This is a genomic window from Streptomyces sp. NPDC048506 (genome assembly GCF_040651315.1).
Taxonomy (GTDB): domain Bacteria; phylum Actinomycetota; class Actinomycetes; order Streptomycetales; family Streptomycetaceae; genus Streptomyces.
In genome coordinates this window covers 70,175-95,149 of sequence record NZ_JBEZIX010000035.1, presented here as the reverse complement: position 1 = coordinate 95,149, position 24,975 = coordinate 70,175, and the positions used below count along the sequence as shown (strand labels likewise).

At 64.8% G+C, this 24,975-nt stretch carries 19 protein-coding genes; 11 read left to right on the top strand and 8 right to left on the bottom strand.

Features of this window, described 5'->3' with window-relative positions; translation table 11 throughout:
* Nucleotides 1-16 precede the first annotated feature (16 nt).
* From AB0C96_RS26960 to AB0C96_RS26915, 10 genes are all read left to right on the top strand, one after another.
* Complete coding sequence (locus tag AB0C96_RS26960) at nucleotides 17-2,026, top strand: class I SAM-dependent DNA methyltransferase (protein WP_362920651.1); 2,010 nt, start codon at nucleotides 17-19, stop codon at nucleotides 2,024-2,026.
* Nucleotides 2,023-3,327 (top strand): restriction endonuclease subunit S, encoded by a 1,305-nt coding sequence (locus AB0C96_RS26955; RefSeq protein WP_362920649.1) that lies wholly within the window; start codon nucleotides 2,023-2,025, stop codon nucleotides 3,325-3,327. Before AB0C96_RS26960 ends, AB0C96_RS26955 begins: the two co-directional genes overlap by 4 nt.
* Before the next feature lie 2 nt (nucleotides 3,328-3,329).
* Nucleotides 3,330-6,530: a type I restriction endonuclease gene (locus AB0C96_RS26950; protein ID WP_362920647.1), complete on the top strand. Its 3,201-nt coding sequence runs from the start codon at nucleotides 3,330-3,332 to the stop codon at nucleotides 6,528-6,530.
* Between the two features lie 51 nt (nucleotides 6,531-6,581).
* Nucleotides 6,582-6,938 (top strand): hypothetical protein, encoded by a 357-nt coding sequence (locus AB0C96_RS26945; protein WP_362920645.1) that lies wholly within the window; start codon nucleotides 6,582-6,584, stop codon nucleotides 6,936-6,938.
* Nucleotides 6,935-7,186 (top strand): hypothetical protein, encoded by a 252-nt coding sequence (locus AB0C96_RS26940; RefSeq protein WP_361290088.1) that lies wholly within the window; start codon nucleotides 6,935-6,937, stop codon nucleotides 7,184-7,186. The genes AB0C96_RS26945 and AB0C96_RS26940 overlap by 4 nt, the downstream gene beginning before the upstream one ends.
* A 360-nt stretch (nucleotides 7,187-7,546) precedes the next feature.
* A complete protein-coding gene (locus AB0C96_RS26935; RefSeq protein ID WP_362920643.1) occupies nucleotides 7,547-9,133 on the top strand; it encodes a serine/threonine-protein kinase in 1,587 nt (528 codons plus the stop codon).
* 521 nt (nucleotides 9,134-9,654) lie between these two features.
* Entirely contained in the window at nucleotides 9,655-11,067 is a 1,413-nt protein-coding gene (locus AB0C96_RS26930; protein WP_362920689.1) for a CBS domain-containing protein, read from the top strand.
* 116 nt (nucleotides 11,068-11,183) lie between these two features.
* Nucleotides 11,184-12,875 (top strand): hypothetical protein, encoded by a 1,692-nt coding sequence (locus AB0C96_RS26925; RefSeq protein WP_362920687.1) that lies wholly within the window; start codon nucleotides 11,184-11,186, stop codon nucleotides 12,873-12,875.
* A gap of 214 nt (nucleotides 12,876-13,089) precedes the next feature.
* Nucleotides 13,090-13,563 (top strand): hypothetical protein, encoded by a 474-nt coding sequence (locus AB0C96_RS26920; RefSeq protein ID WP_362920641.1) that lies wholly within the window; start codon nucleotides 13,090-13,092, stop codon nucleotides 13,561-13,563.
* Nucleotides 13,560-15,626 carry an Hsp70 family protein gene (locus AB0C96_RS26915; protein ID WP_362920639.1) on the top strand — a complete coding sequence of 689 codons (2,067 nt, stop codon included), beginning with the start codon at nucleotides 13,560-13,562 and terminating at the stop codon, nucleotides 15,624-15,626. Before AB0C96_RS26920 ends, AB0C96_RS26915 begins: the two co-directional genes overlap by 4 nt.
* Nucleotides 15,627-16,578: 952 nt before the next feature.
* Here the strand turns inward: AB0C96_RS26915 and AB0C96_RS26910 are convergent.
* The 8 genes from AB0C96_RS26910 to AB0C96_RS26875 form a co-directional block, all read right to left on the bottom strand.
* Nucleotides 16,579-17,010: a hypothetical protein gene (locus tag AB0C96_RS26910; protein ID WP_362920636.1), complete on the bottom strand. Its 432-nt coding sequence runs from the start codon at nucleotides 17,008-17,010 to the stop codon at nucleotides 16,579-16,581.
* Nucleotides 16,994-17,191 (bottom strand): helix-turn-helix transcriptional regulator, encoded by a 198-nt coding sequence (locus AB0C96_RS26905; protein ID WP_362920634.1) that lies wholly within the window; start codon nucleotides 17,189-17,191, stop codon nucleotides 16,994-16,996. The genes AB0C96_RS26910 and AB0C96_RS26905 overlap by 17 nt, the downstream gene beginning before the upstream one ends.
* 722 nt (nucleotides 17,192-17,913) lie before the next feature.
* Nucleotides 17,914-19,416: a serine hydrolase domain-containing protein gene (locus AB0C96_RS26900; protein WP_362920632.1), complete on the bottom strand. Its 1,503-nt coding sequence runs from the start codon at nucleotides 19,414-19,416 to the stop codon at nucleotides 17,914-17,916.
* A 37-nt stretch (nucleotides 19,417-19,453) separates the two neighbouring features.
* Nucleotides 19,454-20,470: an HTTM domain-containing protein gene (locus AB0C96_RS26895; RefSeq protein WP_362920630.1), complete on the bottom strand. Its 1,017-nt coding sequence runs from the start codon at nucleotides 20,468-20,470 to the stop codon at nucleotides 19,454-19,456.
* Nucleotides 20,467-21,201, bottom strand: coding sequence for a DUF5819 family protein (locus AB0C96_RS26890; RefSeq protein ID WP_362920628.1), 735 nt, complete (start codon nucleotides 21,199-21,201; stop codon nucleotides 20,467-20,469). The genes AB0C96_RS26895 and AB0C96_RS26890 overlap by 4 nt, the downstream gene beginning before the upstream one ends.
* An 87-nt stretch (nucleotides 21,202-21,288) precedes the next feature.
* Nucleotides 21,289-21,648 carry a hypothetical protein gene (locus AB0C96_RS26885; RefSeq protein ID WP_362920626.1) on the bottom strand — a complete coding sequence of 120 codons (360 nt, stop codon included), beginning with the start codon at nucleotides 21,646-21,648 and terminating at the stop codon, nucleotides 21,289-21,291.
* Nucleotides 21,649-21,834: 186 nt separating this feature from the next.
* Complete coding sequence (locus AB0C96_RS26880; RefSeq protein WP_362920624.1) at nucleotides 21,835-22,296, bottom strand: Lrp/AsnC ligand binding domain-containing protein; 462 nt, start codon at nucleotides 22,294-22,296, stop codon at nucleotides 21,835-21,837.
* Nucleotides 22,297-22,306: 10 nt separating this feature from the next.
* Nucleotides 22,307-23,737 (bottom strand): amino acid permease, encoded by a 1,431-nt coding sequence (locus tag AB0C96_RS26875; RefSeq protein WP_362920685.1) that lies wholly within the window; start codon nucleotides 23,735-23,737, stop codon nucleotides 22,307-22,309.
* 722 nt (nucleotides 23,738-24,459) lie between these two features.
* Between AB0C96_RS26875 and AB0C96_RS26870 the strand changes: the two genes are divergently transcribed.
* Nucleotides 24,460-24,780, top strand: coding sequence for a hypothetical protein (locus AB0C96_RS26870; RefSeq protein WP_362920622.1), 321 nt, complete (start codon nucleotides 24,460-24,462; stop codon nucleotides 24,778-24,780).
* Nucleotides 24,781-24,975 lie beyond the last annotated feature (195 nt).

The following is a 24,975-nucleotide window of genomic DNA, read 5'->3' as shown; positions in this document are numbered from 1 at the left end:
AGGAAGCCGGGACCTCTTGAACAGCAGCAAGCACACGGAGTTGGCGAACCACGCCTGGTCCGTCGCCGATCTCCTGCGCGGCGACTACAAGCAGTCCGACTACGGCAAGGTCATCCTGCCGTTCACCGTGCTGCGCCGCCTGGAGTGCGTCCTGGAACCGACGCGCGAGAAGGTCGTGGAGACCGTCGCCAGGTTCGCGGGCCAGGAGATCGACACCGACCACTTCCTGCGCAAGGCCTCGGGTCACTCCTTCTACAACAAGAGCGACCTCACGCTGCGGAAGATCGCGGCCGACCCGCAGAACGCGGCGAAGAACCTGCAGATCTACGTCGGCGCCTTCTCCGACAACGCCCGCGAGGTCCTCGACAAGTACGAGTTCAACCAGCAGGTCAGGAAGCTCGACGGCGCGAACCTGCTCTACCGGGTCATCGGCAGGTTCACCGGCCTCGACCTGCACCCCGATGTCGTGCCCAACCACAACATGGGCTACATCTTCGAGGAGTTGATCCGCCGCTTCGCCGAGCAGTCGAACGAGACCGCGGGTGAGCACTTCACCCCGCGTGAGGTCATCAAGCTGATGGTCAACCTGCTGGTCGCGCCCGACGCGGACGCCCTCACCGTGCCGGGTGTCGTCCGTACGGTCATGGACCCGGCCTGCGGCACGGGCGGCATGCTCAGCGCCGCCGACGACCGCATCAAGGCCCTCAACCCGGACGCGACGGTCGAGGTGTACGGGCAGGAGCTCAACCCCGAGTCCTGGGCGATCTGCCGGTCCGACCTCATGATCAAGGGCCAGGACCCCGAGAACATCCGCTTCGGCAACTCCTTCTCCGACGACGGCCACGCCCGCCGCTCGTTCGACTACATCCTCGCCAACCCGCCGTTCGGCGTGGAGTGGAAGAAGGTCAAGGAGGAGGTCGAGTACGAGCACAAGTCGCTCGGCGACGCCGGCCGCTTCGGCGCGGGCCTGCCGCGCATCAACGACGGCTCGCTGCTCTTCCTCCAGCACATGATCTCGAAGATGAAGCCGGTGGACGTCAACGGCGGGGGCGGCTCCCGCATCGCCATCGTCTTCAACGGCTCCCCGCTGTTCACGGGCGCTGCCGAGTCCGGCGAGTCCAACATCCGCCGCTGGATCCTGGAGAACGACTGGCTGGAGGCGATCGTCGCCCTCCCCGACCAGCTCTTCTACAACACCGGTATCTCCACGTACTTCTGGATCCTCACCAACCGCAAGGACGCCGACCACAAGGGCAAGGTCGTTCTGCTGGACGCGCGCGACCAGTGGCAGAAGATGCGCAAGTCGCTCGGCGACAAGCGCAAGGAGCTCGGCGACGGGACGAACGGCCGCCCCGACCACATCGGTGACATCACCCGTCTGTACGCGGAGGCCCTCCAGGTCGCGGGCGACCCGGAGCACGCTCTGCACGGCAAGGTCAAGGTCTTCTGGAACGAGGACTTCGGCTACCAGCGCATCACTGTCGAACGCCCCCTGAAGCTGCGCTTCGAGGTCACGGAGGAGACGTTGGCGGCGCTGGCGGAGGCCAAGCCGGTGGCGAGGCTGGAGCGGAGCGAGGAGTTCGTCGCGGCGGTGCGTACGTTGCTCGGCTCGTCCTGGATGACGAAGTCCGAGGCATTCATCGCGCTCAAGGACGCGGTGGTCGCGGCCGGGCTGACGTGGCTGTCGGGGGCGCCGTTCGCGAAGGCGGTACGGGAGACGGTCGGGGTCCGGGACCCGGAGGGTGAGGTGCAGAAGGTCAAGGGCGCGCCGGAGGCGGACTCGGACCTGCGGGACTACGAGAACGTTCCGCTCGGTGAGGACGTCGAGGACTACCTGAAGCGCGAGGTACTGCCGCACGTCCCGGACGCGTGGATCGACCACACGAAGACGAAGATCGGGTACGAGATTCCGTTCACGCGGCACTTCTACGTGTACAAGCCGCCGAGGCCGTTGGCGGAGATCGACGCGGAGTTGAAGTCGCTGGAGGCGGAGATTCAGGCGCTGCTGGGTGAGGTGACGGAATGACCTACGCCGAAACTCGGCTTTCCCAAGGATCACCGGTGCCGTGGCCTTCGCGCTGGCGCACTGTACCTCTTTGGTCAATGTTTGATCGAGTCAAAGACGTCGATCATCCAGATGAAGACCTGCTGAGCGTCTATCGCGAGCATGGCGTGGTCAAGCGCGAAGGGCGTGACGACAACTTCAACAAAGCAGCCCTGGACCGCGGCATCTACCAGCTTGTGCACCCTGGTTGGTTTGTCGTGAATCGGATGAAGGCTTGGCAAGGGTCCGTTGGGATCTCCGCGTTTCGCGGGATCGTCTCAGGGCACTACATCTGCTTCAGTCCGACCCATGGCGAAGATGACCGTTTTTTGAACTGGCTCCTACGCTCCGCACCGTACACCGCGGAGTACGCGTCGCTCTCACGTGGAGTCCGTCCGAATCAGGTCGAAATCGACAATGAGTGGCTCAGATCCCTGCGAATCATGTTGCCACCGCTGGAGGAGCAGCGCCGCATCGCCGACTTCCTCGACGCCGAGACCACGCGCATCGACCGGCTGGTTGCGGCCTCGCAGAAGCAGTCTGACCTGATCACCGAGCGGTTTACGGAATCCCTTCGGGTGCTGACCACGACCGCCGGGCGTGGTGAGGTTACATCGACCGGGATTTCGTGGATGCCCGAGATGGCTTCGGACTGGCAATTGATGAAGGTTGGCCGCTCATTTACGACAAGTAGCGGAACCACGCCGCGATCTAGCGAAGCTACTTACTTTGATGGTCCTCACTTCTGGGTTAACACCGGGGATCTCCGTGACGGCGCCATCGAGCAGCCGAAGAGGACCGTTACGGACACAGCGTTGGCGGATTACCCGACACTGAGGATTTACGCTCCGGGGTCGCTGGTCGTGGCCATGTACGGAGCGACCACTGGACGCGTAGGTATCCTCAAGGTTCCTGCATGCGTAAACCAAGCTTGCTGCGTCCTCTCTGAGCTTGGTCCAGTGAGTTCGCGATACGCATTCCTTTGGTTCCGGGCTCACAGGGAGGAAATTCTGAAACTGGCATCCGGCGGGGGCCAACCAAACATTAGCCAGGACCTGGTTCGCGGCTTGCGGATCCCAACTCCCTCGCGACATGAGCAGGAGGAGATCGTCGGCCAGGCCAACAACCTGGAGAGCATGAGCTCTCGCCAACAGCAACTTCAGCTACGCCGGGCAGAGCTCCTGACAGAACGCCGCCAAGCCCTCATCACCGCCGCCGTAACCGGCCAGTTCGACATCTCCACCGCCAGCGGGCGCAACGTAACGGACGGAGTCACCGCGTAGCCATGAGCCCCATCCACACGGAGTCCGCCTTCGGTGATGCCATAGTCGCCGCCATGGTCGAGCGCGGCTGGCGCGAGGCAAGCCCGCAGGACTACCGGGCCGATCTCGGCCTGGACACCAACGAGTTGTTCACCTTCATCGGGGCGACACAGCCCGACGAGTGGCACGAGCTGCTCACCGTCTACGGCGGCGACCCGAACGAGGCGCAGCGCGGGTTCGCCGGCCGCCTGGACCAGGCCATCGCCACCAACGGCCTCCTCGACGTGCTCCGCAACGGCGTCAAGGACCGAGGCGTCCTGCTCCGCGTCGCGTACTTCAAGCCGAACCTCGTCGCCCACGACTCCGTGCTGGACGGCTACCGGGCCAACCGCCTAACCGTCGTCCGGGAACTCGAGTACGCGACGAAGCAGGCCGACTGGGGCAACCGGCTCGACCTCGCCCTCTTCCTCAACGGAATTCCGGTCGCCACGGCCGAGTTGAAGAACCCGCTGACCAAGCAAGGGGTGGAGCAGGCCAAGGAGCAGTACCGCACCGACCGTGACCCCACCGAGCTGATCTTCATACGCCGGGTCGTCGCGAACTTCGCTGTGGACCCGGACCTGGTCGTCGTCGCCACCCAGCTCAAGGGCAAGAACACCCGCTTCCTCCCGTTCAACACCGGCTCCAATGGTCCCGGTCAGCCGGGCGGAGCAGGCAACCCGGCTCCGACTGCCTACGGCACCTACGCGACCTCCTACCTCTGGGAGCAGGTCTGGCAGCCGGACAACTGGCTGGACCTGCTCCAGCGGTTCGTGCACCTGCACAAGAGCAAGACGCCCGGCGGCGGCACCACCAAGACGATGGTCTTCCCCCGGTTCCAGCAGTGGGACGCGGTCAAGAAGCTCACCGCGCACGCCGCAACCCACGGCGCTGGCCACGATTACCTGATCATGGCCTCGGCCGGCTCGGGCAAGTCGAACACCATCGGCTGGCTCGCCCACCGCCTCAGCGACCTGCACACCCCCACCGACCCCCGCGATCTCGACGCCGAGGCCGTGGCCAAGGGTCTCAAGCCGGGCGTGCCGGTCTTCGACAAGGTCATCGTCATCACCGACCGCCGCAACCTGGACGCCCAACTCCGGGAAACCATCGGCAACTTCGAGCAGACCGCGGGCCTCGTCGTGAAGATCGACGAGAAACACGGGGCGAAGGGCGAGCAGCTCGCGAAGGCCCTCTCCCGTGACACCGGGAAGATCGTCACCGTCACCCTGCACTCCTTCCCGGCGCTGCTGGACTACCTCCAGCGCAACCCCACCGAGATCCGGGGCAGCCGCTTCGCGATCATCGTGGACGAGGCGCACTCCTCGCAGTCCGGCGACGCCGCCACCGCCGTACGGTCCGCCCTGCGCGACCTCGGCCTGGACTCCGACTCCGACGACGCCGGCGCGACCACGGTCAAGGCCCCCTCCGCCGCCACCCTCGACGAGCAGCTCAAGAAGAGGGCCGAGCAGCGTTCCCGCGCCGCGAACCTCTCCTACTTCGCGTTCACCGCCACGCCGAAGGCCAAAACCCTCGAACTCTTCGGCACCCTCCAGGACATCGACGGCAAGGCGACCTACCGGCCATTCCACACGTACTCCATGCGGCAGGCGATCGAGGAGGGCTTCATCCTCGACCCGCTGCGCAACTACGTCACGTACAACACGTACTGGAAGCTGGTGAACAAGAACCCCGACGAGAAGGAGGTCGACCCGTCGAAGGCGAACAGTCTGCTCGCCCGGTACGCGCTGACCCATGACTCGACGGTCGCCCAGCACGCCCAGGTGATCGTGGAGCACTTCGTCACCCACAGCCGCGGCCGTCTCGGCGGGCGGGCCAAGTCGATGGTCGTGACCGCCTCCCGGCAGAACGCCGTGCAGATGGCACGTGCGATCAAGAGCTACATCAAGGACCGGGACTACGACACCAAGTACCCCGACCTCGGTGTCCTCGTCGCCTTCTCCGGCTCACTCACCCTCGACGGCGAGGAGACCACCGAGCCCAAGGAGAACGGCGGGCTCTCCGAGAGCGCGCTGCCGAAGGCGTTCGCGTACACACGCGCCGACGACAAGGCCGCCCGCGCCGGCGGAGCGGGCCAGCGCGAGTACAAGATCCTGGTCGTCGCGGAGAAGTACCAGACCGGGTTCGACCAGCCGCTGCTGACGACGATGTACGTCAACAAGACGCTGACCGGCATCTCCGCCGTGCAGACGCTGTCCCGGCTGAACCGGACCGCCGACCGCAAGACGCAGGCCGACATGGCGGTGCTGGACTTCGTCAACGACGCCGAGGACATCCAGGAGTCCTTCCGCCCGTACTTCGAGGAGGCGAACACCCTCCCCTCCGACCCCAACCTGCTCTACACCGCACAGAGCCGCGTCATGCAGGCGGCGATCCTGTCCGGGCAGGAGATGGACGAGTTCGCCGCCGCGTACTTCGCCGCCAAGGAGAAGGCGGCAGGCTCGCAGTCCAAGTGGGAGAAGCTGCACGCCGAGCTGTACCGGCTGCTCTCCCCCGCCGTCGCCCGCTTCACGCCCCTGCTCGAAAGCGACGACGAGGACGACCAGGAGACCGCGGAGGGCTTCCGCGCCGACCTCAACGACTACGTCAGGAAGTACGGCTTCCTCGCACAGATCGTCCCCTACCGGGACGCCGAACTGGAGCGGCTGCACCTCTACGGCCGCTACCTCCTCAACCGGCTGCCGCGCCGCGCGGACGGCGGCGTGGACATAGGCGAGATCGACCTCAGCCACATGCGGGTGGAGAAGACCGGCGAGTACGACGTCTCCCTCACCGCAGAGGGTCCGACGACGATGACGGGCTTCGGCGACGGCTCGGGCGGCGCGAAGGAAGCGGAGAAGTCGCTGCTCTCCCAGTTGATCGACAAGTTCAACGAACGCTTCGGCACCGAGTTCACCGAGCAGGACGTCATCCGCCCGTTCGAGGAGGCCAAGGCCGACCCGAAGGTGCGGGCGGCGGCCGTCGTCAACGACGAGGACAACTTCGGCCTCGTCTTCGACAACGTCTTCGCGGACAAGATGGCCGACCACATCGACACCATCGCGGGCATGGGCCGCCAGTACTTCGGCCCCGACAAGGGCTTCAAGTCCAGCCTGGACCGCAGCGCCCGCAAGGCCGCCTGGCGGATGATCCGCCGCGAGGAGGGCCTGGACGACGACGTCTGATTCGTATGCCCCGGCTGGATATGCTGGCCGGGGCACCCTTTGGAGGACATCGTGAGCACACAGCCGGACCACGGCACGGAGCTGGTCCCGCGCCCCGAACGTACCCCCGACGCCGTCCGCGTGGCGCTCGCCCGGATCGCCCCTCACCGCCTGGACGAGATGGAAAGGCACAAGGAAGAAGCACTCGCCGCCGCCATTCGGACCAGCAAGATCGGGCACCTACAGCACTGGCTGACCCACTGGGCCGCTCAGGTGGAGATCGAGCGTCGGCCCGATCTCTCCGCACGCCGTAGCCGTGCTCTCGCGACGATCCACGGCACGACCAGCAAGGACGACCCCGCATTCCGATCCGCCATGGACGAGCTGCGTGCCGTCGAAGATGTGGCGACGCAGGCGGTGTCCGAGTGACGTGGAGGTGGGAGTACGACCCCAGCGAGGCGTACGTCATCGGCGGAGCACCGCCGGCGTTCGTCGCCGAGGTCGAGAAAAAAGCTGACGAGCTGGTGCGGGCTGCTGCGGCCTTCTACCTCGACGGAACACAGTACGAAGGGCTGGGGCCGAAGGGAGATACCGCGCATATCGACAGCGGATTCTTCGTCTACCTCATCGTTCCCCGGCATGAATGCGTATACGTTCGCCAAGTGACCTGGATCTGATCCTGGTGGTCGGCCCTCGGCTCCTCAGAGCGGGGGCGTTTTCTGTCTCAGCCAACCGTGCACGACGTGGGGGCTCAGCCGCCTGCGCGACTGGGCCCTCCGGGGTTACGAATGTACGGCTCAGATGGTCTGGTCTGCGGCCAGCTCGACGAATCCGGCCCACGCCTGGGGGTGACCGTCAGACGGTCTGGGCGGAGTACGTCCTGCCGGCGTGAGGCCGACCGGCCGCCGCACCCTCCTGCCCGTCGTCCACCGCCGCGCGCGTGCCCATGTAGCACTGCGAGCCCTGGACGGCAGATCGACGCAGCGGTCACACTTGACCCCTGACCGTGACTGTTCATCACGCACACCGGGGGCAAGGTGCCGCAGGAGGCGATCTCCGACCGTTACGAACTCTTGGAGGAGCTCAGCCACGGCGGCATGGGTGACGTGTGGCGCGGCTACGATGCCGTGCTCGACCGGCCCGTCGCCGTGAAGCTCATCCGGCAGGCGTCGGTCACCTCACCGCAGCTGGCTGAGGAGTTCGCCAAGCGGTTCCGCCGTGAGGCCCGCATCACCGCGCGCATCCAGCACCCCGGCGTTCCGCAGGTGTACGACGCGGTGCTCGACGCGTCGTACGAGCGGCTGTTCCTGGTGATGGAGCTCGTCGACGGCGTACCGCTGTCCGCCTACCTCGACCCCGGCCGGCCACTGCCGGTCAGCTGGGCCGCCGCCGTCGCCGCGCAGGTCGCTACCGTGCTGTCGTACGCGCACGACGTGCCGGTCATCCACCGGGACCTCAAGCCGGGCAACATCCTCGTCGCACGCGACGGCACCGTGAAGGTCCTCGACTTCGGCATCGCGGCGATCCTGCGCACCGACGTCACCAAACTGACCGCCACCGGCAGCCCCATCGGCACCCACCAGTACATGTCGCCCGAGCAGGTCCGCGGCGGACGCATCACCCCGCAGACCGACCTGTACGCGCTGGGCTGCGTGCTGCACGAACTCCTCAGCGGGCGCCTCGCATTCGAGGCGGAGAGCGAGTACCTGCTGATGTACCAGCACGTCAACGCCGCCCCCACCCCGCTGCGACAGCTGCGGCCCGACGTCCCCGAGGCGCTGGAGGAGCTGGTCCTGCACCTGCTGCGCAAGGCGCCCGAGGCGCGGCCCGCCGACACGCAGGAGGTGTACGCCCGGCTGCTGCCATTCCTCCCGCCGCCAGGCGGCGAACCCGGCACAGCCGATACCGGGCCGGCCGGCGCACCCGACCCGACAGGCGTGTTCCGTCACCCGTTCGCGCCCCGCGCCCGCGCCCAGGCCCCCGCACCCGGTGGTTCGAAGCCGACAGCCGTCCTCCCGGGGGCCCAGCCGGTGCCCGTCCCCGCCCAGCTGCGCGAGGACATCAAGGAGGCGTACGCCCACTCTGACGCCCTGCTGGAGGAGGAGCGGTTCGCGCAGGCCGCCGAGGTGCTCGGCGAGGTCATCGAACCCGCGGCCCTCGCCCTCGGCTCCGAGAGCAAGCCGGTCCTGGCGCTGCGCCGCCAGCGCGCGGCGATCCGTCTCCTCGGCGGCGACTACCGGGCCGCCCTGCCCGAGTTCGACGCCCTCGCCGACGCGTACGCCCGCATCGCCGGATCCACCGGCGAGCAGGCCCGCGCCTGCCGCGCCCAGGCGGCCCGGTGCCGTGCCGAACTCGGCCAGGTCACCGACGCGCTCGCCGCGCTCCAGGGCGTGCTGAACGTCGTACGGACCATCGACAGCGACGTGAGCGAGGAAGCCGTGGAGCTGCGGCACAACATCGGGATGCTGCTGCTCGCCCAGGGCCGGGCCGTCGAAGCCCGGCAGGTCCTCGAACCGCTCCACCAGGACATGTGCATGGTGTTCGGCCCCGACGACGAGATGACCGTCGAGATCGCCGAGGCACTCGCCGTGATCCGCCTCGGCCTCGACGGTTCGGCTTCCTGACCCATCCTCCAGAAGTGCATTGTGCTCCGCCGGCATCGGAGGCCCCGCGAGGACATCAGGCAGGCGGCCGCACACCGACGTCCTGCTTGTGAATGAGCGGTTCGCCCCGACTGCCAGGGCTCTCAGTGATGTTGTCGGTCCGGCCGCCGCGGCGCTCGGCCGCTCGACCTGTGCATGGCGCAGGCTACGGTCTGCTTCCTTGGCGGAGACTGACGCCGGACCCTGCCCGAGTTCGACGCCCTCACGTGCGCTTTCTCCCGCACCGCCGAACCCACCAGCGAAAGGGCGTGCTCCTGTCGCCCCAGGCCCCGCGCGTCGAACCGAGGCATCGTGGACGACGCGGTCTGGAAACCGATTCTCGCCGCGCGCCGTCTAGCGCCCGGACAGGGCGCCTTAGCAGCGGAGATACAGGACCAACGAGCCAGTGCAAAAAGCCGTCCGTATCGGCCACATCTAGTGGCATCTCTGAGACCATCAGCTTCATCTCCCCCTTTCCCTTCCAGCGGCAAGGCATAGGTGACATGACTGAGTCCACCGGTCCCGCAGAGGTGCAGTCCCGCGCCCGCTACCTTCTCGACGGTCGGCGGGTGACCATTGCCGACCTGCTCGGCAGCGGGCTACTCAAGGAAGGGGAGCGGCTGCGGTTCGTCCGGCCCCGCGTCGGCGAGTCGCACGAGGCCACAGTCACACCTCGGGGGTGGATTCGGCTTTCGGACGGGGAGGAGTTCCGCTCGCCTTCCAAGGCTGCCATGGTCGCCGTCGGGAACGGAACGTTCGACGGCTGGGAGGCGTGGCAGGTCGACGACGGCAGATACCTGACACAGTTGCGTCAAGAACTGCTCGACCGGGCAGCCGAGGAAGCCGATCCCACGGCACCGGAGAAGGAGCACCAGCAGACATCCGTGTCGCCCAGTGAGCGGCATTCGCGGCTGAAGGAAGCACGTGAATCGGCAGAGACAGGGCGTCCGTTGTCCCTCTCGGTGCAGGAGCTGCTGGCTTGGTGGGGCGCGACGGGCCGAGGCGCCGTCAACGACCAGATCCAGGCCGAACTCGCCAACCACAGCCTGATCACCTCTCCCGAATTCGACAAGGTGTCCCTGACGGCGACAGTCCGACTGGTCAAGGCTGCGGAAGAGCAGACCGAAGACATTCCACTCGCCGGATCGCCACTGACGGCCGCGTCACCGGCCGGAGTGTCGGAAGAGCTGGATTCACGCGAGACGGGATTGACCGTCGGCACCCTGCCGTCCGCCCTCGCCGGCATCGTCGGTGTCAAGCCGACGGCCACGTTCGAGGAGGTCATCACGCTGATGGTCCTCCACGACTTCTCCCAGTTGCCCGTCCTCGCCGGTCCACACAACTTGCGGGGATCCGTCTCGTGGAAGTCCATAGCGCGCGCCCGCCATGCCGACCCCAGCGCCCACCTCTCCCAGGCGATCGTGGATGCACGCGACGTCCGCTACGACCACGACCTGATCGACATCCTGCCCACGCTGGTCGAGCACGACTTCGTACTCGTCAGGGACCAGCACAACGCGATCGCCGGGATCGTCACCGCCGCCGACGTCGCCCAGGCCTACGGCGAACTGGCCGGGCACTTCCTCCTGATCGGCGAAATGGACCGTCGTCTGCGGCAGGTCATCGCGGGGGCCTTCACCCTGTCCGAGGTCACCGGCCTGTGCGACCCGGCGGGTGAACGCATCGCCTCTTTCGGGGACATGACCGTTGGCGACTACCAGCGAGTGCTGGAGAACCCAGGACTGTGGGAACAGCTCGGATGGCCGCTCGACCGCAAGGTGTTCATTGCGCGGCTGGAGGAGATTCGCCGGATCCGCAACAACGTCATGCACTTCAACAGCAGTGATCCGCTGCCGAAGACGGACGTCGACAAGATCCGGCATCTGAACAAGCTGCTGAGGGAGTACGGAGAATAACCCTGCCCCACGCCACTCGGCCGGTGGTCCCGAACTACTCGCCGTCCAAAGTCACGATACGTACGAGGCCATTTGGATTGTCAGACCGCGCGGATAACCTGTCGGGCGTGCACGACATGACGGATCCGGTCGCCGCCCGGCAAGCGGCGAAAGCCGCCGAACGAGAGCGCCTGACACGGGCGCGTGAACGCCGGGCGGGCCAGGGACCCTCGGGCGTGAGCGGCTTCGTCCAGCGCAAGTGGCGTTGGCTCGGTGTCGGGGGCAGCGAGGCCGTCGAAGCCGTGCTGGCCATGCTCACGGAAACGGTGGCCGTCACCGAGATTCCCGAGGCGGAAAGGGTGGTGCTCACCCGGGCACTCGAAGGTGATCCTGACCGCGAGGGCTTGTTGCCCGCGGTGCGCGCCGGGCTGAGCCACCTACCGTCGGCGTCGGTCCTCGGCCACATGCGCAACCTCTGGGGCAACGGAGTGCGATGGCTCAACGAGGCGGGCCTGGAACGGTGCCGTCTTCTGTGTTCGACGGCGCCCGGCCTTGACCTCGTCGGCAAGCGTTCCCAAGCGGTCGCGGGCGGCCCCGCCTTCTCCCTCTTCACGACCGCCGCCACCCGTGGCGCAATCCCTATACCCAACCGCTTCTTGGACGGACTTCTCGCCTGGGCTCCTCTGACTGTCATCGACGATCTGGTCGACCATGGTGGTCTGCTGGCCGAGGACGCGCCCTGGAAAGTGCGCGACGAGCAGGAAAGTCTCTACCTACGTGCGCGTCTCGCGCCGGAGCAGATCACCGACGAGGAAGCGAGACGGCTCGGCTGGCAGGCCTACCTGCGCCGACAGTCCTTCCTGTGTGGTGAGACGCTCACCCGGCAGGAACCGGATGATGTGTGGGACCTTCTATACGACGTCGTCCTGGACGGCGACGTGGCAGCCCTTGACGCACTCGACGCGCTTCTGCCGCGAGCCCAGCAGATCGAATTGCGCGATCTCAAATCGGGCGCTGTGTCCGGGCAGTGGCCGCCGAGCATGGGCGAGGACCGTGGACTCTGGCGTCTGATGGCCACTCTGTGGAGACCACGGGAGCTCGTCGACGCAGGGCGCAGTCCCTTTTACGCGCTCGTCGCCGTGAACCGGGCCTACGACCTGGTCAGAGCGGGCGAGATGGAGGCGGCGGCACTTCAGGCGCACTCCCTAACCCGTGGCGGCAGCGGCCGGAAGGTCCCCGCGGAGCTGGTGCAGGAGGGACATGCCATCGCGGCGTACGCGGCCGTGGAACAGAGTGAGAGGCTCGAGTCGGCCACAGGACGGGACAGACTGCTCGACTCCGCCGAGGAGTACGTCGAGAAGGCCGCCGCCCAGGGTGGTGCAGTCGCCGAACGCAACCTCCAGCTCCTGCGCGCATGGAGGGAGACCAGGCGGAACTACCGGGGCCCGTTCAGCAATCCCTTCCTCGAAATCGGCCTGGATCACGGTGCCGATGGGTGGGAGGAACGCTGCCGGGAAATATTCCGCCAGTGCGAGGGAGATGCCAAGGCCCAGTCCGCCCTGAACTTGGCCGAAGAACGCATCCGGGGCGCGCTGCGCTGCGAGGCGGGCTGGGACGTCTTCTACCGGCTGCCACTCAACCCGTCGCGGTACGTCATGCCCTCTCAGGTACCGCGGCATCTCGTGCCGCCGGTGGACGCTCTGCCGCGCCGGACCTCAGTAACGAGTGGCGGCGAATTGGAGGCCATCCGTGCCCGTGCCGCCGTCGAGCTCCTCGACGACTTCCGGACCACCGTCCCGCGCCTCGACCGCCACACTTCCACGCGATGACCACTTCGACGTCCGTTTCCTGATTCACCACCCGTACCGAACGAAGCAGAGCCTGATGCCTCCCAAGAAGAAAATTCCCAAGAGAGAGCGCCCCCACCGTCCATGCCCTGCCTGCGGCCAGACGCAACCCGGTGCGAGGGGCTCGGAGGCACCGCACAAACCCGGGGGATGGAAGCGTCGTAGAGAACGCGGCTCCGAGGCTCCAGCCGAGTCGATGAAGACCGGCATCGCTGATCCTCCCGCCCGTCCCGACCCAATCGACGCGATGACGATGATCAAGGGGGTGGTGGAACGCATACCGAAGGCGCTGGAGGCTGCCGGGGCCAACGAGGTGCCCCCGTCCGGGGCGCTTGCCACGGCCGTGCGTAGGGCGGTCCTGGACGAATTCCGTACACGCGCCCAGTTCGCCGGACGCCTCGCCGAGATCGACGCGCTGCTTTGGTCCCGGGCCGGGGGCAGTCGCGAGGCCATCGAGGGCGCGATGACAGCGCATCTGCGGGAGCTGCGGCTGCTGCGAGTGACGGAGCCGGAAGAGAGCGACCGGTTCGTGGTGACCGAAGGCGAGGGAGACGCTTTCCAGCTGCTGAGTCCGGCATACGTCGACGAGTTGACAGGGAAGGTCATTCTTGCGGGACAACTGCGGCGCGTTGCCGACCCCGCAGGTATGACGTGGGGGGAAGAGGCATGACGGCAGCCGGAATCGACTTCGGGACCACCAACTCCGTCGCCGCCCAGTGGAACGGCGAGTACGTCGAAGTGCTGGAGATCGGCGGGCAGGGCCTGGACGCCAACTGGGGGCGCAGAGGGTTCGAGCTGCTCTACCCGTCGGTCGTCGGCACGAGTTCCCTGCGGCCGGGCACACTGTTCGGCTGGGAGGCGAAACTCCGTTCCGAGCAGGCCGTCGAGGCGTGCAAGCGCATGCTGCGGGAGGAACCGTTTGTCAAGCTGGGCGGTGAACGGTTCGCCGCGACCACCGCCGCGGCCGGCGTCTTCCACGCCATCGCCAGGGCCGCGGAGGAGGAATCCGCCACCGAGATCCGCGAGGCCGTCGTCACAGTGCCCGCCAACGCGACCGGCGCGGCCCGATTCCGTACGCGTGAGGCAGCCCGTGCCGCCGGGATCACGGTCCGCACACTACTGAACGAACCGACGGCAGCGGCGATCGCCTACGCCCACGAGATGGAGGTCGACGGCGAGTTCCTGGTCTTCGACTGGGGCGGCGGCACGATGGACGCCACCCTGCTGCTGCACGACGACGGCTTCTTCGACGAGAAGGCGAGCCGAGGCGTCAACCGCCTCGGCGGCCTGGAAATCGACGCCCGGCTGCGCCGCATGGTCCTCGACCGGGCGCCCGCCCGCGGGCGCTGGAGCGACTCGGAGAAGCGGATGTTCGCCCTCGACATCGAGCGGGCCAAGATCCTGCTCTCCCATCAGGAGTCGGTCGGGATTCAGACGCCTGACGGGGTCCTCGTCGAGATCGGACAGGACGAGTTCTCCGAGGCCATCCAGGACCTCATCAGCCGTGCGCTCGACCCCGTGGAGGAATGCCTGGAGCATGCCCGGATCGATCCACAGGATCTCACTGCCGTACTGATGATCGGTGGCAGCAGCCAGATCCCAGCAGTGCGCGCCGCGGTCTCAGAGGCACTCGACTGCGAACTCGTCGACATCTCACTGTGCGACCCCATGACCGCGGTGGCCGAAGGAGCGGCGATCAGCGCGGCGGCCATGGACGGCGAACTGAAAAGCATCATCCGCGTGGTCAACACGCACGCCCTCGGAACGATCACCACGGACCGCGAGGGCAGGCGAGGATTCAGCGCCCTCATCGACCGAAACCAGCGGCTGCCCCAGCAGCGGGTGAAGTCGTACGAACCGACCAGGGACAACATCTCCCAGCTGACCGTGGAAGTCTGGGAGGGAGACCCGGACCGCGCTGTGAACCACCCGGACAACGTCAAGCTAACCGACCTCGTCCTGACGTACCCGCGGCGCTACACGGCCGAGGACGGAGTCTTCGATCTGGAGTACACCTACAGCAAGGAAGGGCTACTGACCGTCAAGGCGACTCTTCAGAAGACCGGAGAGGTCGTCCTCGACGGAGAGGTGAAGGTGTTCGGCGACGGGACCGTCCTGCCGGAAGTGAAGAAGGAACTCGATCGCCTACTCACCCTTGCCCCGGCCGCCCGGCCCGCCGCCACTCCGACCCATCCGCAGCAAGCCCCGCCCATCGGCCAAGAGGATGGAGTTCCCAAGCCCGCCCCGCCGCGTCCCTCACCCCGTACGGCCCACACGAGTGCGGCGGCGCCGCTCATCGTGGACGGCTCCAACCTCGCCTGGAACGGCCGGCCCCCGCGCGCAGCGGGTGGCAAACCAAGCTTCGCGGCACTGGAGGCGGCTGTCCGATCACTGCGGTTCAAGCATCCCGACCGCGACATCCACGTGGTGGTTGACGCCACGCTGCGCCACGACGTTTCCGCCGAAGAGCGCCCCCGGGTGGAAGCTGCCATCGCCGACGGTAAGGTCGTGCAGCCCCCCGCCGGGACCGAGGGCCGGGGCGACGCGCTGGTGATCAGCATCGCCGAGGAGGTCGGCGGAGTCATCATCTCCAACGACAACTTCGCACCGTTCCAAAAGGCGAACCCTTGGCTCCGGGATACGGGGCGGGTCCTCGGAGCCACTCACTCCCAGGGGGTGTGGGTCTTCAACCGACGCGTACCGAATGCGGCGGCGCCCACACGGCCGAGGTGACGCGCTCGGGATGACGAGGCGCAGACAGCCGCAATCACTACGAGGTTCCGCAGTCCGCAGCCAGAGACCCGTCCGAGCATCTTGTATGGACTGGTCCCACAGATGCCCCGCGCCGCTAGCCTGTGCTCAGCGGACTCTATAGAGCCCGCGTAGACGGCCGAGGGCCCCGACCCTTGATGGGCGCTGGGCCTTCGTCGCCCCCAAGGGGTCTGCGGTGCTCACCTCTTCGGTGACCCCAGCTGGCCTCAGCCGACTCCCCCACCCCCGTTCCCAGGGGCCTCTGGCGGCCCTCATGGGAACGTCATGGGAACGGAAGGCTGAGTAAAGACAGTGAAAGACCGGACGGCGACGGAAGGTCTCATCTGACTGACCAGCAGGAACGGTGAAGCCCGGGGAAGATCACCACAGAGAGGGACAGGTATAGACCCTCTCCTAAAGCGGGTGTCGCAGGTTCGAATCCTGCCGGGGGCACCATGCAACAACGCGCTGACCTGGGGTTTCTCCCCCAGAGAGGCGTTCTATTCGGCCTCGGACTCCTCGTCCGGGGCCGTCTGCGTGAGCGGTTCGTGAGCGGACGGGTCGCCAGGCCCCGAGACTTCTCGCGATAGATCAGCATCATCTGGCACAGATATTTGTCCACGCTGGCAAGGATCTTGTCCGAACCTCATTCGGGACGAAGAGGTCGAGGGTTCAAATTCAGCCACCTCGGCTGAAGCTTCAGAGGTGCCTGCCAGTGCCCCGGTCCAGCGGGCCCCAACTGCACGCCAGACGAGGGATCGACAAGCTGAGACCAGCCGGCACAAGTGAATGACGAGCGGAGCTCTCACAGTCCGCTCAAGAGGAAGAGAACGCTTCTGACCCGGGAGCCTGGTGCATCGAAGTTCTGCGCCGCCATCCTGCGACACCATCGTCCGGCCAACATGCGACTACAGCCCACCAGTTGGGAAGGCCGTCATTCGGCCGGATCGACCGACTGCTTTCCCTTCGCCCGGGTGTAGTTCGCTGAGGCAGCGGCGTAGGTAATGCCGCCAAGCGCGCTCAACCGCGAAAATGTGCCACCGAATTCACCGCGAATCAGCTCATAGAAGGTGCCACACACGAGCACGAGCATCAGTACGTTCGCGGTTGTCGCTCCGGCCCTCCAGTTGATCAGACGGCGACGTTCGTCCTCCTCGCGCCCGCTGAGCTGCGCGGCGACGTCGCTGCGCGCCGCAGAAAAGGTGACGGTCAATCCGTACCCGATGATGATCACCGGCAACACGATGGCCAGGGTGATCTCACCACGCACCGCCATGATTACCGCCATCGCTGCTCCCCCGACCAAGGTCACTGCGAGAACGGCCCACCGGTTCGCCGCGCGGCCGATGCTATGCGTCGTCAACATGGAAGATCTCCTCAACGGTGAGCCCGAAGTGTCGGGCGATTCGTATGGCCAGCGGTAGCGACGGGTCGTAGCGGTCCTGCTCGATCGCATTCACTGTCTGCCGGGAAACTCCCAGCGCCGCGCCCAGTGCTTGCTGGGAGAGCCCCAGGGCAGTGCGCAGGCGGCGAACCTCATTCCGCATGGATGGAAAGTAAGCTTTACATCTCAACCTGTCAACGGCGACTTGCGCGCTCAGGTCATGTCGTACGCCTGAGGGCTGGCAGGTCACTCCCAGGGCAGCGGCTCAGGCCGGCCGTATGGCCTTGACGGAACCACGACGACCGAGTGGGCGACCGAGCCGTTAGCAACGACCGTGCCCGCTCAGTACGGAACAGTCCGCGAACGAGGGGGCCTCCATGGGCGAGAACTCTGGGCGCCCGCAAGAGGGGAGCAAGAAGCTCGCGGGGAACTCCACGCCAGCCGGAGAGGATCCGGTCTACGACACCGGCGCTGCGACCGGGCAGAGGCTCCATCGTCGCTCGCCAGCAAGCCCCGTCGTGGCCAAGATGCTCGCAGGTGGCATCCAGATCTTGCGAAACGCGAGGCCGGCGCGGGCTCTGTCCAGAGGATGGGCGTAGGTGATCCCGGGGTGCAGGAGTTCCACTTCGTGGGCGGCCAGGTCGAACTCGCGGAAGAACCGTGAAGCCGCAGCCATCGGGTGTACAGCCGTACAGACGTCATGGACTGCATCACCGTCGAAGAGCGGTTGCCACGCAGTCGTCCGCCGAGATCTCCTGCGGCCTCATATAGCTCGACGCGCAGCCCCGTACGGCGCGGGCCAAGGTCACTGCAGCCGCGAGGCCATTGGGCCCTGCGCCCACAACCACTGCGTCGGTGCAACTCATGGATGCCTCGTACCTTCCCTCAGAGCTCGGCAGAGATGACGAGCAGAAGCAACGACAGAAGAGCAACTCCGTACCGGGCTGCCGGTATAGCTGTTCTGATATCTAGCCGTTGATCGCGGCCCGGTGGGGGACATCGACGGACGCCCACAAAGAAGCCGACGGACAGGAGTGCGCCGCCCAATGCCCACACTGTCGGCGGAACGGAAAGCCAGTCGCCGATGCGCCGCAAGAGGATAAGAAGAATGGCTCCGAAAGCGATACTGAAGCCGAAATATACGTGGTAGATCTCTCTCGAAAATCTACGCCAGGCTACGTAGAAAACAGGGCCTGCTGCTCCTAGGCTGCACAGTACGGTCAGCACTATTTGAGATAGTTCATGCGCAGGATACTCCGCTTCGAGAGTGAGGCCCAGCAAACGTTTCCCGATAGCGTCGACAGGCTGATCTGTATTGGAGAGAACAACTACACCCCGACGGGTAGACCGGTCGAAACCCATATAGGAAGTGAATCCCCCGGTTGAGCCGTCGTGCCAGGTGATTTCCCGGCCCTGAGTGCGGGTGGTGTACCAACCCAGCCCGATCTTCCCAGCGCCAGCGGCATCGAACCGTGGCACAGCCGCTTCGGTGCCTGGTGCCGTGCCGCGTAGCTCGGCCAGCAAGAGGCGTGCAAGGTCTTCGCTTGTTGACCAGATGTCGCCGGCCGGTGTGTAGCCTGATGCCAGCCAGTGTTGCATGACAGCACCGGTGGCTTTATATCCCGTCGCACTGTTACGCGGTACAGCCGTGTCAGAGTGCACCATTCGGCTACTTCTCATCTTCAACGGCGAAAGCACGTACTGCCGTAGGAGCTTTTCATATGGCTTGCCCTCGAAACGGGCGGCTGCCTGGCCAGCAAGTGCCATACCAAGATTTGAGTACCGAAATCTTCCCGTTCCACTGGAAGCGGCATTCTGCCCGGCCGTAAAGACATCCTCTTGAGTCATCCCCCGATAGGGGTCCTTGCCCAGAATTCTCAGCTCCACACCGCGCATGAATGTATGGAGATTCGCAGGCATCAGGTCGAGTCCAGCCCGGTGGCTTGCCAGATCCCGGATAGTGGCTGATCCCAGTGCCGGGTCTCGGAAGCGTATATCGGGGAGGAGTTTCTGCACGGATACGTCCAGAGGCAGTTTTTTTCGAGATGCGAGTTCAGCGAGAAGCATGCCAGTCAGCGGCTTACCGAGCGAACCGGCCTCAAAAACTGTGGTCTCGTCGACACCGGGCTGCTCGGGATTGCCTGATTCGCCCAGTCCTGCAAAACGAATCCGGTCACGGTTGATGACGGCTACGGCGAGCCCTCTATATCCGCTTGCGGTGCCCGCCGCCGTGCGTACCTGAGCGGCGAGCGTGCGGTCTCCCGTCGTCGCGCTGCTGAGGGTTGCCGGACGCGGCATAAAGGATATCCAGGAGGCCAGCACAAGCAGGACTGCGATGCACAACAGAAGGGCGCCGCGGCGCTGGTACCGCCATATGTGCTTCAACATTATGCCAGCCTGCTTGGATCCTGGTGCCATGCCCACCTCAGTTTGTATTAGCCGCCGGTTCGACGCTACCGCGCTTAGCGACTAGATTTTGCGCCTTGTCGGCAAGACGGCGGTAGTGCTCATCTCCCATGATGAGCAACTCCAGTGCAATCATGGTCGAGGAGAATGTAAGAAGTCCGCTCATATAAACGGCTATTCCCAGGTGCAGGAGAACTCCGCAGGTGACAGCGAAGGGCCGCAAGGAACGCTTCAGCAGGAGGAATGAGAACGCAATCTGGAAAAATACAGTCGCGTATGTCATTGCTACCACCAGGGTGGCATGCTCGTAGACAAGGTGATTAATGCCTGGCCACCCGAACTCGCCTACCCGGAGGATGTAATAGAGTGCGGTTCCGTTCTGCCAGCGTTCGCCCTGAACCTTGTACATTCCCGAAACAAGGTAGATCGTGCACACCTGAAGGATGACGGCCAGTAGACCGGCGTGGTGCAGGAGCGATCCGATCCGGTACCTCATTGATCCAGCATCAGGCTTTACTTGCTTCCGACGGCGCAGCCAAGCGTCGAGCGAGAAGTGGGAACCGGAGTCGATAAATATAAAGAAGATGAGGGCGATGGCGGTTGCGTTGTCGCCACCATCCAGAAGCAGTGGATTCCTTTGCTGAAGGGACCACAGAAAGACGTAGTGCAGCACTGTCATTGCCCGGGTCTTCCATCCCAGCATGAACAGCAGGGCGATCACTGCACCGGCGTGAAACGCCAGCTGGAACCATGTTTCGGACTTGCTGAGCGAGTACACGGAGAACGTGTCATTGTCCGGTCCGGTGAAGTTCTGCCAGGGCCACACTCCTTCCGGGCCCCAGAGAAAGCTTCGGTCGAAATAGTCTCGAAGATAGTAGTAGAAACCGATAGCCCCCAAGATAACTCTAGTGAGAGCCGATCCGATCAGCGCATTCCGCCTGCCACTGAATCTCTCAAGCAGGGAGTACACCATCGCCGTCATGTTTGCCAACGCGGCATTGTTCTCGGTGCCGGTTCGGAGTTCTTTTTCCGTCATCGTTCAACCTTAACCGGCTTCATCCATGCCAGATCGTAGTAAGAAACCTTGCCCTTGGCGTCTCGTGCGTAGCGTTGCGAGAATCTGGGAAATTCGTTGACCACGATCCGCACCTGCACGTATTCGAGATCAGAGCCCCACAGCTCGGTGGCTTGAGCGCTCGCGAGCGACTGGGCGAATCGGATTGCCGCGTCTCGGGAATCTTTTTCACCCTGAGTGAGGGGAGGATTTTCATTCCCCTTCTTTCCTTTTCGCACCCCCTTGCCCGGAGTATCGGCGATCTGGTTCTTCTTTCTCATCTTTTCGAGTTCAGGGTCTCGCCAGGTTTCGAGCAGCTGTGGCAATCCGGAGGTAACGCGGAACGCTCTCGAAGGCCAGAACCGCTCGCCATAGAGCTGCCGTAGGGACGGCGACGTCACATCAGTCCACTTCGTAGTGACTATCGAACCATCCGACTGGCGCTTTTTAGCCCGCACGAGTACGCCATTATCCCTGTCTATAGGGTCGGGCGCGAACAGGTGCCAATCCTGAACGAAGTACGGCAACATATAGGAAGTGATTTCTTCGCCGTACTTCTCCTTTACCGGGTTGAACGGCATTTCATAAAGAGCCGTCATGCCGAAGTGAAAGGACAATGCGAGGGGAATGGCAGCGCCAACTGCCAATAGAGTACGCCTCCTGGCTCTGCTCCACTGCGCGAGCGGCGCACTTTCCTGACTCGTATCTTCCACCGTTCAAGATACCTTTCGGGCGAGGCTGTGCGGCGGGCCCGGCATACGGGCCCGCCGCACAGAACTAATTAAGGTGACCTTCTACCGTTAGTCGAAGGCGCGAGACATTCCGGACGCGCCGACCTCCGAGGGAGCAGGAATTCCGCCCCGCCGGAACATCTTCTCCTGAGCCTTTACAGGGTGATTCGCCGCATACTTCAGGCCTTCATAGGCGGCATTGCCCACGACGCCCTGGGCAATGCCCTTGGCGAAACTGGCCCAGCCGCAACGCGGTTCCACGCGGCCGTCTCCGCCGACAACCTTCTCCGGCTTGGTGGATGCCTCCTGGAAGGCGACTGCAGTGGTTTCGGACTTGACGGAGGATTCCGCAGATGCGCTGGTCGCCGTAACGGCGGTGGCGCAAACGGCCACAGCGGCTCCCGCGATAACGAGCTTGACTCTGTTCATTTTTGTTCCCCTCTTTGAATGATGCACTTACGGTCAGGGGTTGATAATGCAGCCCCTGACCGCAAGTGGCGCTCATGACTTTATAAGAGGGAGCGATCTTGGCAAGTGTTCGAAATCACAAATCATTCGAAGTTCACGGCAAAAGCTCGTTAAAATGCCGTGCTCATCCGCGATTTTATTTGAGCATTAATCCATCAATGAGTCAGCATTGATTCTCCGGATAAGTGCTGACTGAATCAGGGATGATTTCGTGCGCTCAACGAAAGATTCGTCGGCGATGCGCTGTAGCACCTGCTCGAAATGCCTGGTCCCTGACACAGAGACATGCACCAGGGCGTCGGCATCCCCGGTAACGGTGGACGCAGACACCACTTCGGGATAGTTCGACAAGCCGCGCCGGATCATCTCGGGTGTCGTATTGCGGTGGCAGTAGAGCTCGATGATTCCCTCGGTCTGCCGACAGGCCAAGTGCGGGTTGATCCGGATGGTGAAGCCTAGGATCGCGCCTTCCTCGCACAGCTTGTCTACACGGCGCTTGACGGCTGGGGCGGAGCGGCCGACCTCGACGCCGATATCCGCATAGGAGCGGCGGGCATCTCCGGACAACGCCCACACTATGGACTCGTCAATGTCGTTGGGCTTGCGCACAGCTGGCGGATTACTCTCCTGCCGCAGCCAGCCTGGAGCGACGTCTGCCGTACGCGAAATAGAAGGCGAGCCCCACTGCCATCCAAATCCCGAAGACCTTCCAGGTCACGGCGTCAAGGTCGAACATCCTCCAGATGCACAGGCCGAAGCCAACGGCCGGGACGAGGGGGAACAGAGGGGCACGAAAGGCACGCGGCATGTCAGGGCGCGCCCGCCGTAGCACGATCACAGCGACGTTGACGAGGGCGAAGGCAAACAGGGTGCCGATGCTCGTAGCCTCGGCGAGCTGCCCCAGAGGGACTGCAGCGGCGAGGAGGCCGCAGAAGAGCGACACGATCACAGTGTTCGCGCGCAGGGCACCCGTGCGTGGGTGAACCCGGGCGAACACCCTGGGGACCAAGCCGTCCCTCGACATCGCGAAGAGAATGCGAGTCTGGCCGTACAACACTGTCAGGACCACGCTTGCGATGGCTACGACAGCTCCGGCTGCCAGCAGTACAGCCCAGAAGCTCTGGCCGGTGACGCTTTTCATGATCTCGGCAAGTGCGGCTTCCGACCCCTTGAAGCCTTGCCAGGGCATGGCGCCCACAGCGGCCGCGGCCACGAGGCAGTACAGCAACGTGACGATCGCAAGGGAGAGCATGATGGCGCGCGGAAGGTCCCGTTGCGCGTTGCGCGCTTCTTCGCCGGCCGTGGAAGCAGCGTCGAACCCGACGTACGAGAAGAAGAGTGTCGTGCTGGCAGCGCTGACGCCGGCCATGCCGAGCGGCATGAACGGCGCATAGTTCCCGGCCCTGATGCCCAGAAATGCCACAGCGCAGAAGAGCACCAGCGTCGCGATCTTCACGGCAACCATGACGGTGTTCGCGCGGGCGCTTTCCTTCGCTCCGCCCAGCAGGAAGACCATCGCGAGCAGTACAACGAGCAGGGCGGTGAGGTTGAAGTAGCCGCCTTCGCCGGGTGGTGAGGCCAGTGCGGCAGGGATCGTCACCCCAAGGGTTCCGTCCAGCAGCTCGTTCAAGTACTGGCCCCAGCCCACAGCTACGGCCGCGACGGACACCCCGTATTCAAGGATCAGACACCACCCGCAGATCCAGGCGACGAGCTCACCAAGAGTGACGTACGCATAGGAGTAAGAGGACCCGGACACCGGCACCGCGCCGGCCAGCTCCGCGTATGAGAGCGCCGAGAACAGGGCAGTCAGGCCCGCGATGACGAAAGAGACAACGACCGCGGGGCCCGCCTCGGGTACGGCTTGCCCCAATACGACGAAGATTCCGGTGCCTAGCGTCGCGCCGACGCTGAGCATCGTCAGTTGCCACACGCCCAACGAGCGGTGCAGCGAGCCCCCTTGGCCTTGGCCACCTTCCGAGATGAGTTGTTCGACTTGCTTGCGCCGAAAGAGCGCAGAGCTTCTTGACGTAGTGGCCAGAGTGGTCAGCTCTGAACCTGGTTCCGACACGGAAGTGCCCCCGTTAACGCCGTGACCAGCAAAGATCAACGGCGCTCAGCCTAAGAGCCGCCCGAGGGCGACGTAACGCGTCTTCGTTGCAAACATGTGGCTGATCGTTGCGCGTCCAGGGACTTGAAGCAGAATTGGTGCAGATTTCAACATGTCTCGACGTGTGTATTTAGGTCAAACTGGGGCGCGTGTGTGCGCCTCGGACTCAGCAACGCTGCTTTACCTTCGGGCGATGGCGGCGAACAGGGCTTTCCTCTCGGTGTGGCGGGTTGCGGCGGCGCCAAAGTTGGTTCGGCGCCAGCGAAGAAGCGCCGTGCAGGTCAGACCGGTGCGGCATCTTCGAGAGCAGAAGCAGGGACGGGGCTCGGGAGCTTCACTCCGCCGCCCTGACGACGCGCTGGGGGGGGGCGCCCTCCCGTTGCCGTACACCGCCGCATGCCAAGGCGCGTCGGCTATGGAGGTCAGACGCGGAGTACCCCTTCGACGGGGGCTCGGTCAGCCGCACTGAGCGCCAACCCCTGTGACGGCCACCCTCCGCGCTATTCAGAATGTTGAAATCCGGATAACTCTTTGACCGGTGGCCGGAATGATCTCTTGTGGTCCTGGCTGGGGGTGTGATGACGTTCGCCTCGTTCGACCGGGGTGAAGCTCGTCAAGGGCGGTGATACATCCCAGCCAGGTTCTTGTTCGCAAAGGGACTTATGAAGATCAAAAAGATTGTCGTGGCTGCGGGCGTCGCCACAGCGGGTGTTGCTTTCGCCGTCTCCACTCAGGGCAGCGCGCAGGCAGTGTCGGCTGAGCCGATCTTGCCTATGGATGCACCCAGCCGGGCCCAGGCTGCCTGGACGCCCCCAGCCGGCTATTCCCTTGAGCGTTCGTTCGGAAGCGACGATGCCGCCTGCCGAAAGGAAGGCGACCGAGGAGTAGCCAGAGGGAAGTGGCGTCAGTACGTCTGCCACGGGGAAATGGTGCAGGTCGCTGACGCTTGGGTCCTTGAGCAGCACCTGTACGTCAAGAAGTGATGTGTGACCGGGTCTGCAAGCGGCCACAGCCTGGAGGCTCGTCCCGGTGATCTCTGTGATTCTGCGGGACATTGCAGGCCGACTCAACTGGTGACCGGCAGAACGCCGGTTGGTGTTGCGTGAGCAATGCATAGCGGATGGGCAAACACCCACTGGATCGGCCATCACGGACCATGGTTTGCGGCAGCAATGATG

Coding starts and splice junctions, on each gene's coding strand:
- AB0C96_RS26955 (WP_362920649.1), top strand. CDS start 2,023: ATGACCTACGCCGAAACTCGGCTTTCCCAAGGATCACCGGTGCCGTGG.
- AB0C96_RS26950 (WP_362920647.1), top strand. CDS start 3,330: ATGAGCCCCATCCACACGGAGTCCGCCTTCGGTGATGCCATAGTCGCC.
- AB0C96_RS26930 (WP_362920689.1), top strand. CDS start 9,655: ATGACTGAGTCCACCGGTCCCGCAGAGGTGCAGTCCCGCGCCCGCTAC.
- AB0C96_RS26925 (WP_362920687.1), top strand. CDS start 11,184: ATGACGGATCCGGTCGCCGCCCGGCAAGCGGCGAAAGCCGCCGAACGA.
- AB0C96_RS26920 (WP_362920641.1), top strand. CDS start 13,090: ATGAAGACCGGCATCGCTGATCCTCCCGCCCGTCCCGACCCAATCGAC.
- AB0C96_RS26915 (WP_362920639.1), top strand. CDS start 13,560: ATGACGGCAGCCGGAATCGACTTCGGGACCACCAACTCCGTCGCCGCC.
- AB0C96_RS26910 (WP_362920636.1), bottom strand. CDS start 17,010: ATGTTGACGACGCATAGCATCGGCCGCGCGGCGAACCGGTGGGCCGTT.
- AB0C96_RS26905 (WP_362920634.1), bottom strand. CDS start 17,191: ATGCGGAATGAGGTTCGCCGCCTGCGCACTGCCCTGGGGCTCTCCCAG.
- AB0C96_RS26900 (WP_362920632.1), bottom strand. CDS start 19,416: ATGTTGAAGCACATATGGCGGTACCAGCGCCGCGGCGCCCTTCTGTTG.
- AB0C96_RS26895 (WP_362920630.1), bottom strand. CDS start 20,470: ATGACGGAAAAAGAACTCCGAACCGGCACCGAGAACAATGCCGCGTTG.
- AB0C96_RS26885 (WP_362920626.1), bottom strand. CDS start 21,648: ATGAACAGAGTCAAGCTCGTTATCGCGGGAGCCGCTGTGGCCGTTTGC.
- AB0C96_RS26870 (WP_362920622.1), top strand. CDS start 24,460: ATGAAGATCAAAAAGATTGTCGTGGCTGCGGGCGTCGCCACAGCGGGT.